Genomic DNA, 12801 nt, shown 5'->3' with positions numbered 1-12801 from the left:
GGTTCACCAGCCCAGTTCGTTCGCTGTGGTCTCGGCTATGGCGGGCGAGCAGGTCATGCCGCGGCCGCCCGGTCCGGTCACCAGCCAGACGTCGTCGGCCACCTGTTGGCGGTGGACGACGCGGGTGGTGTCGGTGCACTGCGCGTACACGCCCGCCCAGCGGCGCCGGATCTTCGGCAGGGGGCGGCCCAGGAAGGACTCGGCGACCTCGGTGAGGTGCTCGTAGGGGTCCTCGAGGGTGTCGAAGGCGAAGGGGTGCTCGTACTCGTGGGTGTCGCCGATGGTCAGTCCGCCGTCCTGGCGCTGGACCATCAGCAGCTGCATCTTGTGCGCGGCGGCGGTCGGCGCCTGGGCCTGCTCCGCGTTGAGCGCGTCCAGGGCGGGTGAGCCGTAGGCCGGGTAGTAGCGGAAGCTGTCGGCGTCCGCGACCGAGGTGGTCAGCGCCTCGCCGAGCGGCGCGGTCTGCATCATCTGGAGCCGGACGCGGCGCACGGGCAGGTCGTGGGCCAGCTCGCGGACCAGGCCGGACAGCCAGGCGCCGGTCGCGAGGACGACGACGTCGCCGCGGTGGATGCATCCGTGGTCGTCGCGGACGGCGCCGGGGCCGGCCAGGGCGCGGACCTCGCGGCCGGGGACGAAGGTGTAGCGGCCGCTCGCCCGCAGGGCCTCGCGGAGGTGGAGCTGTGCGGTGCGCGGCTCGACGGCCGCGTCCCGCTCGCACCACAGGGCGGCTTCGAAGTCGCCGCGCAGGGCCGGGTTGATCTTCCGCGCCGCGGCGGCGGTGACCAGTTCGTAGCCGCGGGCGGCGGCGTCGGGGCGGGTTACGGCCGCCTCGGCGACCGCGTACTCGCGGGCATTGCGGACGGGGGTGAGGGAGCCGATGGCGCGGAAGCCCAGGCCGGGCACCTCCGCGCCGATGCGCTCCCAGAGCGCTCGGGCCCGCAGCGCGGTGTCGAGCTCCTCGCCCCCGGCCCGCCCGCTGACCCAGATCTGGCCGAAATTGCGCAGTGACGCGCCGCGGGCCTCCGCCTCGCGCTCGATCTGGACGACCTCGTGGCCGCGTTGGACTGCTTGCCAGGCGTGCATGGTGCCTACCACGCCGCCTCCGACGACTATGACTCTCACGGCGTCCACGGTGGTGCGGGCCCGTGGACCGACGGGATCGGGCCGGCGACGCGCCGGTGAACAGGCCTCAACGTTTGGACTAGACCCGTTATCTTTCTGTGATACTGATGCGCCCCTTTCCAGGGGGTACAGGTGGTTGTGCGGGTCTGCCGCGGCTCTATCCAGGCCGCAGGTGGGTCGTGAAGCTGAACCTGTCCCCCCGGTAGAGGGAACGCACGCGCTCCAGCGGGCGGCCCTCCCCGTCGCGTGAGAAACGGTGGATGAGCAGCATGGGGAGGGCGGGCGGCGTCCCGACGAGGAGGGCTTCGCGGGGGGTCGCGAGGACGGTCTCCAGCTTTTCGTCGGCGTCCCCGAAGACGATGCCGAGGCTGTCGCGGAGGTATCCGTAGAAGGAGGAGTCCGGCTGGAAATCGTCGCCGAGGCGGGGGGCGCGGGCGACCCGGATGTACGTGCTCTCCAGGCCGACGCGCTCGTCATCGGCGAGCAGGACGCGCTCCAGGTGCCAGACGGGCTCGCCGGGCCCGGCGCCGATGCCGGGAGCGAGGTCGGGCGGGCAGGGGAACTGCTCCAGGCCGATCAGGGTGCGGCCGGGGCGTCGGCCCTGGCGGCGTACGCCCTCGGTGTAGCTGGCGAGGGCGAGCGGCTGCTCCAGCTTCGGCCCGGCGACGACGGTGCCCCGCCCGGAGCGGCGGAGCCGGCCCTCCAGCAGCAGCTCCCGCAGGGCCTGACGGACGGTCTCGCGGGAGACCTCGTACCGCTCGGCGAGATCCCGCTCGGTGGGGAGGGTGCCGCCCTCGCCGAGCTCGTCGAGGAGGGCCGCGATGCGGGCCTTGACGGCGTAGTACTTCGGGATGCGGCCGTGTTCGGGGATACCGGAGCGGACGGGCGATCCGGGACGGTGGCGCGGGGTCTGGTCTTCCACGGTGGGACTCTATGCGGGCCGGGTGAACGGCTCCGGTACGGGGACCGGCGCGGGGGCGGGGCGGTACGGGCGGGGGCCGTGCGGGTGGGGGCCCGGGCGGGTGGGGGCCCGGGCGGGTGGGGGCGTACAGGCGGGGGCCCGGGCGGGCCGGGGGTCAGCGGGCCGGGGTCAGCGGGCCGGGGTCAGCGGGCCGGGGTCGCGCGCAGGCGTCGGGCGGCCAGCAGGAGTCCCCCGCCGACGGCGACGGCGACGGCGGCCACCCCGGCGCCGTACGCCCGGTTGCGCGGGCCGGTGTGCGCCAGCGCGCCCGCCTCCGCGGACTCGTCACCCCGGGGGCCCTCCACGGAGAAGCGGTAGCCGCCGGCCTCGCCGACCCAGTCGCCGTCGTCGCCCTTGCGCTGGACGAGGGCCGCGTCGGCGAGGACCTCGCCGGTCGGGGCGTCGGGGGCGAAGGCGAGGCCGACCTTGACGGTGAGGGAGCCGCCGGCGCCGACGGTGAAGCCGGGGAACGCGTCGCCCCCGTCGAACACGGCGATGATCTCGTCGCGGTCGGTCCCCTCCAGGCTGACGGGGAAGGTGCCGCCCGGGGCGTCGAACTCCATCCGCAGGTGGGCGGGGCGCAGGGTGCGGGCCTTGCCGGTGAAGACGACGACGGGGTGGATGGCCGTGCACACGGAGCCCGTGGTGTTGGTCAGGTCCAGGTACCAGCTCTGCGGTCCGCCGCCCGTGCGGTACACGGCCGGGCCACCGCGGATCCGCGCGCCGATGGGGAAGGCGGCGGCCTTGCCGTCGCCACAGGTGGCCTGCGCCCGGGACGGCAGCGCGGGGGCCGGGCGCGCCCCGCCACCGGTGCCGACGTCCGCGCCCGCGGTGGTCGCCGGGCCGGCGACGAGGGCGGCGGAGAGGGCTGCGGTGAGGGCAAGGGCTTTGCGTAGTCGCATGGAAGGCCTTCGCTGCTCGCCGGACGGGACGATGATCGGACGAGGCGACAATCACCCCGGGCCGCGCTCGCACCGTGTCACGCACGCGCGGCGCGCTGCCGGGCGCCGCGCCTGAGTCGTACTGGTTTACGCCCGATCGGAGCACGAGGTCAAACCGATCCCCTCGCGCGCCGCCCAAGCCCTCCCCCACCCCAGCCCGCACCCACACCCGGCGGGCCAGGTGGGGTGGGGTGGGGTGGGCCCGGGCGCCGGGGCGAGGCCCGGGCGGCCGGGCGCGGTGCAGCCAGGGGCGGGTTAGGTGTGGGCGAAGATCGGGGACAGGGCCAGTTCCGCCGCGCCCTCCGCCACGCCCCTCGGCGCCAGGGAGACCGTCGGCGGGGCCGGGGTGAGGGCGCGGGCCGCGAGGACGGCGCGGACTCCGGCGACGAAGGTCTCAGGGGCCGCCGCCACCACGCGGCCGCCGAGGAGCACCTCGTCCACGTCCAGGAGCGCGACCAGGTTAGCGGCCCCCTCGCCCAGGATCCGCGCCGCCCCGGGGAGGTCGCCGCGGGCCACGGCCGCCAGGCACAGCACCTCCGCGCACCCCCGCGCCCCGCACCGGCACGGCGGACCGTCCAGGAGGAGGACTTGGTGGCCGAACTCCCCCGCCGCCGAGCGGGCGCCCCGGTAGACCCGGCCTCCCAGCCGCAGGCCCGCGCCGAGGCCGGTGCCGACGTGGAGGTACACGGACGTACGGGGCGCCGCCCCGGGGGTCGGCCCGCCGGAGCCCCCGGTTCCGTTCGCCGGGCCGGCGTCGGGCGCCCCCGCACCGGCCGCCGCCGCGCCGGCGTTCGTGTCCTTGTCCAGCAGTACCGGCAAGCCCAGCCGCCCCCGCAGAACCTCCCGCAACGGGAACCCCTCCCATTCCGGGAACCCCGTCACCCGCCCCATCACCCCGGTCCGGTGGTCGAGCGGCCCCGGCGCGGCCACCCCGACGCCCAGCAGCGGTGGCCCGGCCGGGTCCGCGACCCGCGCAACGGCCCGTACGACCTCCTCGACCGCCGCGGCGGGACCGGCCGCGAAGTCCAGCGAGCCGCCGGCCCCGGCGAGGACGGTGCCAGCCAGGTCGACCCGTACCGCCCGGAACTCGTCGCGGTCCAGGTGCACGCCGACCGCGTGGCGCGCCTGCGGGACCAGCCGGAGCAGGGTGCGCGGCTTGCCGCCGGTGGACGCGGCGCGGCCGGCCTCCGCGAGCAGCCCCTCGGCCTTGAGCCGTGCCGTGATCTTGCTGACGGCCTGGGGGGTCAGCCCGGTGCGGGCGGCGAGTTCGGCGCGGCCCAGGCCCGTCGGCCCGGCGCCGCGCAGCAGGTCCAGCAGCAGCGCCTCGTTGTGCCCGCGCAGCGCCGGCAGGTTCACCCCGCCGCGACCGCCACGGTCGCCGCGCCTGTCACGACCGGCACCCTCGCCATGCCCGTCACGACCGGCACGGTCGCCGTGCCCGTCACGGTCGCCGCGCCCGCCGTCGCCGGCGTACGCGCTCCCGGGTTCGTCCCCGCTACCCCTGTTCACCTGCCCATTGTCCACCTTCCTTGCACTTTGGCAACGCTGTTGCCAAAGTGGACTCCATGAACGCCACCGCCCCCACCGGTCCCCTCCGCGTCGGCCTCATCGGCTACGGCCTCGCCGGTTCCGTCTTCCACGCCCCGCTCGTGACCGCCACCGAGGGGCTCGTCCTCGACACGGTCGTCACGTCCGATCCCGAACGCCAGTCCCAGGCACGCGAGGCCTACCCGGGCGTCCGGATCGCCGAGTCCGCCGACGAGCTGTGGGACCGCGGGGATGCCCCCGCCCTCGACCTCGTCGTGATCGCCTCCCCGAACAAGACGCACGTCCCGCTCGCCACCGCCGCCCTCACCGCCGGCCTCCCCGTCGTCGTGGACAAGCCGCTGGCCGCCACTGCGGACGAGGCGCGCGCCCTCGCCGGGCTCGCCGAGCGGACCGGTACGTTCCTGTCCGTCTTCCAGAACCGCCGCTGGGACAACGACTTCCTCACCGTGCGCCGCCTCCTCGCGGACGGCGAGCTCGGCGAGATCCAGCGCTTCGAGTCCCGCTACGAGCGCTGGCGCCCGCAGCTCAAGGGCGGCTGGCGCGAGTCGGGGGCGCCGGAGGAGATCGGAGGCCTGCTCTACGACCTCGGCAGCCACGTCGTGGACCAGGCGCTGGTGCTGTTCGGTCCGGTCGTACGCGTCTACGCGGAGGCCGACGCCCGGCGCCCGGGCGCCGCGACCGACGACGACACGTTCATCGCCCTCACGCACGCGAACGGGGTGCGCTCCCACCTGTACGTCAGCGCGACCACCGCCCAGCTGGGGCCGCGGATGCGCGTCCTGGGCTCCCGCGCCGGCTACGTGAAGTACGGCCTCGACCCCCAGGAAGGCGCCCTGCGCGAGGGGTTGCGCCCCGGGGCGGACACGGCGTGGGGCGAGGAGCCCGAGCACCTCTGGGGGCGGCTGGGCTGCGGCGAGTCCCCGCTGACCGGCGGCGGAACCCCGGTGCCGACGGTGCCGGGCGACTACCCGGCGTACTACGCGGCGGTGGCCGCCGCGCTGCGCGAGGGCGGACCGGCCCCGGTGACGGCGTACGAGGCCGCGCACTGCCTCGACGTCCTGGAGGCCGCGCGCACCTCGTCCCGCGAGGGCGTGGTCGTGGACATCCCGGCCGCCGAGCCCGCCGCTCCGTAGCGGGGACGGCTGAGGGGCGGGGCCGCCGTCCGGCGACTCCGCCCCCACCCGCTTGGCCGGCGGCGCGCGCTACGCGCTCTTGAACTCCTGGCGCTGGCGGCCCAGCCCCTCGATCTCCAGCTCCACGACGTCACCGGCCCGCAGGTACGGCTTGGGCTCGGGCCGGCCCATGGCCACGCCCGCCGGCGTGCCGGTGACGATGAGGTCGCCGGGGTACAGGGTCATGAACTGGCTCAAGTACCGCACAACCTCGCCGACCGGGAAGATCTGGTCCGCGGTGTTGCCGTCCTGCTTGAGCTCGCCGTTGACCCACAGCTTCACGTCCAGGACCTGCGGGTCCGGCACCTCGTCGGCCGTGAGCAGCCAGGGGCCGACCGGGGTGAAGGTCTCGCAGTTCTTGCCCTTGTCCCAGGTGCCGCCGCGCTCGATCTGGAACTCCCGCTCGGAGACGTCGTTGACGAGCACGTAGCCGCCGACGTGCGCCAGGCCCTCCTCGGCGGAGGCCAGGTAGCGGGCGGTGGCGCCGATGACGACGCCGAGCTCGGCCTCCCAGTCGGTCTTCACGCTGCCGCGCGGGATCAGCACGGTGTCGTCCGGGCCGCCCACGGTGTCGGCGGCCTTGAGGAACAGGATCGGCTCGGCCGGCGGCTCCGCGCCGACCTCGGCCGCGTGCCCGAAGTAGTTCAGCCCGATGCCCACGACCTTGCCGATGCGGCCGACCGGCGAACCGATGCGCAGCCCCTCGGCGCCCAGGACCGGAAGCCCGCCGGAGTCCGCCGCTTCCCGTACCCGGGACAGCACGGAGTCGTCGGCCAGCAGGCCGCCGTCCACATCCGTGATCACGCCGGACAGGTCACGCAGGGTCCCGTCCTGGTCGAGCAGCGCGGGGCGCTCCGACCCGACCGGTCCGACACGCAGCAGCTTCATGGGCATTCTCCCGTGGTCGAGGATGGTCGGCCCAAGGGCATGCCCGGGGCCGGACGATGGGTTGCGGCCATCGGAAGGTTGGTTGATCCTCCAAGAAGTCGGCCCAATCCGCAAGACCCTGTTCACAGGGTGGAACGCACGCCTCCACCGGTACGCGCCCCCCTGGGCTTCGACGTCTCCGCCTGCTCCGCAGCGTCCGCCCCGTCCGTCCCATCCACCCGCTCCGCGCGGTCCTTGCGGTACTGGAGCCAGATCCGCTCCGCCACCGACCACGCGGTGGTGGTCAGCAGGTACAGCCCGGCGGCCAGCGGCACCACGGCGGCGGTGATCAGCGTGCCGAAGGAGAGCAGGGGCAGTACGCCGCCCAGCTTGCGCATGACCTCCTGCTGCTCGGCGGTCATCTCGACCGGTCGGCCCGCACCCGCCGCGCCGCGCACGCTACGGGCACCGGCCTTGCTCCCGCCGGGCTTGGGCGCGCCGGCCTTGGTCCCGCCGGCCTTGACCCCGACCGTGGTCCCTGCCTTGGCCGCCGCCCTGGCGCCGGGCGCCGATGCCGGCGCCGGTGCCGCCGAGCCGATGGCGGCGGCCGCCCGGCGCCCGCGTACCGCGCTCCACGCCGCCACGGCCGCGATCGCCGCGAACAGTCCCAGGAACACCAGGCCCTGCGCCCCCACCAGGCCGCCCTCCCCGAGCGCCCCGGTCCACGTGGCCCCCAGGGGAGCCTCGAACAGCCGCTGCCCGAGCAGCTCGTTGGCCGCCCCGCCGACGTCCGCCGAGGAGAACGCCCGGTACATCACGAAGAACACCGGCAGCTGCAACAGCATCGGCAGGCAGGTCGCCAGCGGGGTCGCCCCCCGGAAGGCCGCGCGGCTCAGCGGGTACAGGGCGAGCCGTACGAGGACGGTGAACAGCACGATCGCGGCGGCGGTCGCGGACTCGGCCAGCACCGGCTCCAGCAGCCGGCCCAACTGGGCGACAAGATGGGTGAAAGCAGACATGAGGGCCCTCCGGAGGGTCTCGTCGAACGTCGAAAGAGCCGCATCGGACGACGCGTGGACGCACGGGGTGCGTGGACGCGCGGGGATGCGAGGGGTGTATTTCGGCGTGACGACCCACGAGGGGCACCGGCGGGGATCAGCGATCAGCGGGACAACGACCAGTCGGCGGGCGGCGCGTGCCGGAAGGCAACGGGCCGGGAAGCCGAGTGGCGTGGTGACGCGCCCCTACGCGGCCGTCGGGACGGACCGGCCGGGCGCCCTGGGCCGGGAACGGCCCGAGGCGTCGGGATCGCGCTGCGGCAGGAACGCCGTGCGCTGCTCGCGATCGCGGAGCACGGTGCGTATGCGGTGCGGCGGCACCGGCCGCACGAGCCGCGCCGTGGCGGCCAGGGCCTCGGAGCCCACCGCGACGGTGGCCGCCAGGGCCAGCACCACGACGCCGAGTCCGCTCTCACCGGCGAACAGCCCGAGGACACCGCCGAGGAGGACCAGGGACAGCGTCAGCAGCGCCGACACTCCCGCCGTCCGGACCAGGCGTGCGAGGAGCGACGACGGGAGACGGCCGCCGCTTCGTTGCCGAGCCATGCTGACCGCCCCCTTCCCTCTCCCGCGTACGAACTCTCGTACGACACCGAGCACTCGGATCCGATCCTAACCGGCCCCGCCGACAACCGGTACGGATCCGGCCTTCGGCAGCGGATCCCGAGCCGGCACCTCCTCGTCCGGCCGCCCGTCCGCGGTCCCCTCCGGGCCGGACCGGGACACCGCCGGCGTGATCCCGACCGGGCCGTGGCGCCGCGCGTAGTCCCACGGCAGCGGGCCGACACGTAGCCGAGGGCGTAGCCGCAGGTCACGTACGCGATCACGTACATGACCGGCAGGCCGCTACGGCCTGAGCGTCCCCCACACCACCAGCCGGTACCTGGAGGTGTATTCGGGCGTGCAGGTGGTGAGGGTGATGTACGCGCCCGGCTCGCTGTAGCCGTACTCCGGCTTGACCACGCTGCGCGGCACCGGAGCGATCACCCCGGTGTCCCGCTCGGTGGTCTCGCCGAGGACCTTCCCGACCACGTACGTGTACCTGCGCCCCCGGACGTCGACCAGGAGCTCGTCCCCCGGCCTCAGCCGGTTCAGGTACCGGAACGGCTCCCCGTGGGTGTTGCGGTGCCCCGCGAGCGCGAAGTTCCCGCGCGCCCCGGGCGCCGCGGTGCCCGGGTACTGGCCGGCGTACCCCTTGTCGAGGACGGTCCGCTTGTCGACGCCCCGGGCGACGGGGACGGAGAGGCCGAGGCGCGGGACGCGCAGGACGGCGTACGCCGGTCCGCCGGCCGCCGGCGCTCCGGCGGCGGGCGCGGGGGCCTTGGGCGCCGGGGCCCTGGACGCGAGGGCGGACGGCACGCCGGTCGGCCCGCCGGGGGAGACCGGCTCCGAGTCCCCGCCCGGCGGCACGGATCCATCCGCTTCACCGGGTTCACCGGGTTCACCGGGTTCACCGGGGACGGCGGCTTCGGCGGGGGCGGAGCCCCACTCGCGCTCCAGGGCCCGTACGCGGTCCTGCGCGGCGGCGACGGCCTGCCGGTTGGTCCACCACACCTGATGCACCACCAGCAACGCCACCACCACCCCCACGGTGGTGACCACTTCGGCGCACACCCACAGCACCCGCGCGAACGCCACCCGCGGCACCCGCGGCGCCCGCCGTGCGCGACCCTGCACCACCACCGGTATGTGATCTCTCACGGGCGGCACCATAAGACCTCCCCCGCCAACTGACCAGCGGCAGTACGGTGTGAACCATGCGCCCCGACACGCCTGCAGAGCACATCGCCGAAGCCGAGCGCCTCATCCGCACGGCGACCCGCTACCCCGAGGACCAGGAGCCGTTGCTCCTCCAGGCCGCGGCCCACCTGGAACTGGGCGACGCGCGCGATCGGGCGAGCGCCCTGTACGACCTGCTCCTGACGTCCTCCCCCGCCGACCCGCTCCTGATCAAGGCCCTCCAGGCGGCCAACCTCTGGGAGTACGGCCACGAGGCGGAGGCCCGCGCCCTGATCTCGGGCATCCGCGCGGCCGCCCCCGCGGAACCGGCCCCCTGGGAGATCATCGCGGAGGCCCTGGAGGCCCACGACGAGCTGGAGGCCTCGCACGACTGCTTCACCGAGGCCGCCACGCTCCTCATCACGGAGGACGCGCCGCTCACCCAGGCCACCACGGCCCTGCTGACCGGCCGCCACCGGGTCCGCCGCCTCCTGGGCCGGCCGCACGACGACTGGGACATGGTCGCCGACACCCGCCACATCGGCCCGATCCCGCTCGACGAACTCCACGACCCGAAGCGCATCTGGGCCCTGGGCTCCGACGACCCGACGGAGCTGCGCGCGGAGATCGCCCGCCTCCGCGCGGAACTGGGCGACCGCCGGGCGGCGCTCTCCCGCCCGTTCCCGGTGGCGATCCTGCACTGGCCCCAGCGCGAACTGGCCGAGCTCCTGACGAGCTACCCCACCCTGTCCTCGGAGTACCCCTCCCACGGCACCCACCTCGCCGGCATCGAGGCGTCCCTGCGCGCCCTGGCCGCCTCGGGCACCACGAACCTCGGCATCGTCACGGCGAGCGTCCCGTCCTTCGAGGCCTTCGCCGCGTCGGAGAAAACCTCCCCGGCCTCCCCGTCCCTCCTGGCGGAGTACGCCACCACCCTGGCGGCCCGAGGCAAGGCCACCCCGTGGCCCCCGACCCCGACGGCCCCGTGCTGGTGCACGTCGGGCAAGCCGTACGCGGAATGCCACGGGACCCAGCCTGTCAGCTGATCTTCGCGCGCTGGTGAACGAAGAAGTCGTGGCGGTGGTGATCTTCCTGCCCGGTGAACGCTTTGAACGCGCCAAGGGTGTAGGCATAGGCACCTGAGGAACGCTGAACCGTGTGCACTTCGAAGTCACGGCCCAGATGGCTCAGGTGTCGTTCGACCTCGGGAATGTCCATGGAGATACCCGCCTTGGCGAGCTTCGTAATGATCTGGTCCGATGCCAACGGGCGGGTAGCACCACGAAGCAGCTTGTAGACGGGGTCCTGAACAGTGCTTGTGGACTCGATCAGCTCATGGCGAGGGCCTTCCTGGCGGAGGGCTCTCGCGATCGAGCGACCGACAGCCTCAGCCACTGGCGGGGGAAACGCGTTTCCAATCTGGCGGTATACCGCCGTCTTGCGTCCCTCGAACTGCCACTCGTCGAAGCCCCGCTTCCAGCCTTGGATGCGAGCGACCATCTCTGTGGTGAGCTTGGGCCCCGGGGCTCCAAGCTTGGGCTCCCAGCCGGGTGCAGGCGGGGCATCGGCGACGCCCAGGGCATCTACACCGAGCTCGGCCCAGGCGCGCTTCGCGCGCGTCGGACCCAGGTCCGCTCCACCGTGCCTCTTCGACCCTCCGACGATGGTCGGCGCAATGGAGTCAGCTTGCTTCGCCCAAGCCTCGGCACCCTCCCAACCGTCCGCCTTCATCAAGTCCAGCAGGGTCTCGCCGACTGTCGGCTTCGGGGTATCGAGCGAGTCGGGCCACGTGAAGTACTGGGCGTACTCCTTCGGCATGGCGACGAGTACGAAGCGCGGCCGAAGCTGCGGAACTCCGAAGTCGGACGCATGGAGGAGCTTCCACTCGCCTACGTACCCGTACTCATGAAGCTGGTCGAGGACATGTTGACGATAGGCGGAGAAGCGGTTGGCGCTGAGCCCCCGGACGTTCTCCAGGAGCAGGGCCTTGGGTTGCATACGTCCGCAGGCCTCGATGGCCCAAGCGAAGAGGTCTCGCTCGTCGGCGGCGCCCATCTGCTTACCCGCGATGCTGAACGGCGGGCAAGGAACGCCTCCAGCGAAAAGGTCAACGCCCTTGAACTCCTCCGGGTCCCAAACTTCAGCATCGGCGACATCTCCCTGCCGCACGTCCCATTCCGGCTGATTACGCCTTAGCGTGGCCACGGCATGCGAGTCGAGTTCAACCGCGAGGCGGTGCCGAAAGCCCGCACGCTCAAGCCCCAGAGACTGACCGCCTGCACCGGCGCAGATCTCGACCACCTCGAGATCCTCGTTGCTCTTCGCCGAAGACATGCGATCTCCCTCCAGATAACGCCGGACCCTCCAGCGCACGAGCGGTCAGTGGGTGCCCCCGAGGCCGCAAGATGATGAATTAGGACTGCTCACCTCATCCGGAATGCAGCACCCCAGCAGCAGAGCTTTGCCTGCATGATGGTCGGCGCCAGCGCTCTGACGAGGACGCGGAAGTCTAAGCGCTACCACCAACATGTCCCAAATGCCCTATTTACCCCGAAGAGGTCCGGCGCTACCGCCGACGCAGCACCCGCCGGACACTGGCCCAACTTAGCCCCTCAGAGCTCGGTGCACTTCAGCACGCGCCTGAGCCGGAAGGCGGCGGTAGGCGCTCCATGCGCGCTCCAACGCGACAGCGTCGCGCCGCCCCCGCTCCGCCCAGCGGGCGAGACGCTTCCGATCCGCCTGGTCAAGGCCTTCGATGTCCTCGACGAGACGGGCCACGTCCGCAGGTTCCCCGTCGCCCCCCGCACGACAGCGCTTGCATTCTGTAACCGGCAGGGTTTCCCACTCACCGCCCGGGAGCACCACCTCACGGCGCGAGACGGAGAGCACGGCGGTCTGATTGACGTCGTCGGCGTAGGGCTCCGCACCGCCGATACCGCAGACAGTGCACATGAAGTCATCCCGCTCCATCGCGGCCCGCACTTCCTTTGCGGACATCTTCTTCGGTGCCGCAGCACGACGGGCGACCGGATCCCACACTGGCACGCCCGCGCTCACGAAGCGCAGCTGCTCGGAGGTCAGCGAAGCGTCCTCAGTACTGGGATGCATGACCCACCCGAAGTCACGAAGGTCCCGGATCCGCCTGTCTGCCTGAGCGATGCCAGGAAACGCCTCTCGAATCTGCTCCTTAGTAAAGGTGTTGCCTTCGCAAATCTCTTGAACGAGCCACAGCGCACCGCGGACCATAGCGCCGCCTTTGGTCTTCGGGTCGTTCCATGCGGGCAGAGACACCGCAACTCCGTTCTCACGATGACTGATGGCCAGATTTTACGATCTTCGGGCTCATGCTGTCAGTGGCTCCTGCAATGATGCATGACATCACGCATAGCCACGATGCCCCTGGAGGATCA

The 12801-nt window shown here is 73.1% G+C and carries 12 protein-coding genes; 2 read left to right on the top strand and 10 right to left on the bottom strand.

Annotated features, from left to right (window positions below; translation table 11 throughout):
- Positions 1 to 3: 3 nt before the first annotated feature.
- The 4 genes from ACFWTC_RS06500 to ACFWTC_RS06485 all read right to left on the bottom strand — a co-directional run bounded on the left by ACFWTC_RS06500 (position 4) and on the right by ACFWTC_RS06485 (position 4536).
- Entirely contained in the window at positions 4 to 1125 is a 1122-nt protein-coding gene (locus ACFWTC_RS06500) for a TIGR03364 family FAD-dependent oxidoreductase (RefSeq protein ID WP_383920553.1), read from the bottom strand.
- Between the two features lie 157 nt (positions 1126 to 1282).
- Complete coding sequence (locus tag ACFWTC_RS06495) at positions 1283 to 2047, bottom strand: GntR family transcriptional regulator (RefSeq protein ID WP_383920556.1); 765 nt, start codon at positions 2045 to 2047, stop codon at positions 1283 to 1285.
- 182 nt (positions 2048 to 2229) lie between these two features.
- On the bottom strand, positions 2230 to 2988 hold the full coding sequence (locus ACFWTC_RS06490; protein ID WP_383920559.1) for a hypothetical protein: 759 nt from the start codon (positions 2986 to 2988) through the stop codon (positions 2230 to 2232).
- A 294-nt stretch (positions 2989 to 3282) separates the two neighbouring features.
- A complete protein-coding gene (locus ACFWTC_RS06485; protein WP_384027995.1) occupies positions 3283 to 4536 on the bottom strand; it encodes an ROK family protein in 1254 nt (417 codons plus the stop codon).
- Between the two features lie 56 nt (positions 4537 to 4592).
- Here ACFWTC_RS06485 and ACFWTC_RS06480 point away from each other — a divergent pair, with 56 nt between their 5' ends.
- Positions 4593 to 5708: a Gfo/Idh/MocA family oxidoreductase gene (locus ACFWTC_RS06480; protein ID WP_383920565.1), complete on the top strand. Its 1116-nt coding sequence runs from the start codon at positions 4593 to 4595 to the stop codon at positions 5706 to 5708.
- 69 nt (positions 5709 to 5777) lie between these two features.
- On the opposite strand, the gene ACFWTC_RS06475 is transcribed toward ACFWTC_RS06480, so the two are convergent.
- From ACFWTC_RS06475 to ACFWTC_RS06460, 4 genes are all read right to left on the bottom strand, one after another.
- Complete coding sequence (locus ACFWTC_RS06475; RefSeq protein WP_383920568.1) at positions 5778 to 6635, bottom strand: fumarylacetoacetate hydrolase family protein; 858 nt, start codon at positions 6633 to 6635, stop codon at positions 5778 to 5780.
- Between the two features lie 122 nt (positions 6636 to 6757).
- On the bottom strand, positions 6758 to 7633 hold the full coding sequence (locus ACFWTC_RS06470) for a hypothetical protein (RefSeq protein WP_384027996.1): 876 nt from the start codon (positions 7631 to 7633) through the stop codon (positions 6758 to 6760).
- 225 nt (positions 7634 to 7858) lie between these two features.
- On the bottom strand, positions 7859 to 8218 hold the full coding sequence (locus tag ACFWTC_RS06465; RefSeq protein WP_383920574.1) for a DUF6412 domain-containing protein: 360 nt from the start codon (positions 8216 to 8218) through the stop codon (positions 7859 to 7861).
- Positions 8219 to 8518: 300 nt separating this feature from the next.
- Positions 8519 to 9385, bottom strand: a complete 867-nt coding sequence (locus ACFWTC_RS06460; RefSeq protein ID WP_384027997.1) for a class E sortase — start codon at positions 9383 to 9385, stop codon at positions 8519 to 8521.
- A gap of 44 nt (positions 9386 to 9429) precedes the next feature.
- On the opposite strand from ACFWTC_RS06460, the gene ACFWTC_RS06455 reads away from it, so the two are divergent.
- Positions 9430 to 10437, top strand: coding sequence for an SEC-C domain-containing protein (locus ACFWTC_RS06455; protein WP_384027998.1), 1008 nt, complete (start codon positions 9430 to 9432; stop codon positions 10435 to 10437).
- Here the strand turns inward: ACFWTC_RS06455 and ACFWTC_RS06450 are convergent.
- On the bottom strand, positions 10430 to 11725 hold the full coding sequence (locus ACFWTC_RS06450) for a DNA cytosine methyltransferase (protein ID WP_384027999.1): 1296 nt from the start codon (positions 11723 to 11725) through the stop codon (positions 10430 to 10432). The genes ACFWTC_RS06455 and ACFWTC_RS06450 overlap by 8 nt on opposite strands.
- A gap of 270 nt (positions 11726 to 11995) precedes the next feature.
- Positions 11996 to 12682 (bottom strand): hypothetical protein, encoded by a 687-nt coding sequence (locus tag ACFWTC_RS06445; RefSeq protein WP_384028000.1) that lies wholly within the window; start codon positions 12680 to 12682, stop codon positions 11996 to 11998.
- Positions 12683 to 12801: the final 119 nt, after the last annotated feature.

It is taken from the genome of Streptomyces sp. NPDC058619 (assembly GCF_042717785.1).
Classification (GTDB): Bacteria; Actinomycetota; Actinomycetes; order Streptomycetales; family Streptomycetaceae; genus Streptomyces.
Note: the sequence above shows the minus strand (reverse complement) of the source record. Positions and strands in the feature narration are given on the sequence as shown.

What these genes read in the sequence shown, in the direction of transcription:
- ACFWTC_RS06475 (WP_383920568.1), bottom strand. Translation starts at nt 6,635, where the DNA reads ATGAAGCTGCTGCGTGTCGGACCGGTCGGGTCGGAGCGCCCCGCGCTG.
- ACFWTC_RS06465 (WP_383920574.1), bottom strand. Translation starts at nt 8,218, where the DNA reads ATGGCTCGGCAACGAAGCGGCGGCCGTCTCCCGTCGTCGCTCCTCGCA.
- ACFWTC_RS06490 (WP_383920559.1), bottom strand. Translation starts at nt 2,988, where the DNA reads ATGCGACTACGCAAAGCCCTTGCCCTCACCGCAGCCCTCTCCGCCGCC.
- ACFWTC_RS06480 (WP_383920565.1), top strand. Translation starts at nt 4,593, where the DNA reads ATGAACGCCACCGCCCCCACCGGTCCCCTCCGCGTCGGCCTCATCGGC.
- ACFWTC_RS06455 (WP_384027998.1), top strand. Translation starts at nt 9,430, where the DNA reads ATGCGCCCCGACACGCCTGCAGAGCACATCGCCGAAGCCGAGCGCCTC.
- ACFWTC_RS06450 (WP_384027999.1), bottom strand. Translation starts at nt 11,725, where the DNA reads ATGTCTTCGGCGAAGAGCAACGAGGATCTCGAGGTGGTCGAGATCTGC.
- ACFWTC_RS06460 (WP_384027997.1), bottom strand. Translation starts at nt 9,385, where the DNA reads ATGGTGCCGCCCGTGAGAGATCACATACCGGTGGTGGTGCAGGGTCGC.
- ACFWTC_RS06470 (WP_384027996.1), bottom strand. Translation starts at nt 7,633, where the DNA reads ATGTCTGCTTTCACCCATCTTGTCGCCCAGTTGGGCCGGCTGCTGGAG.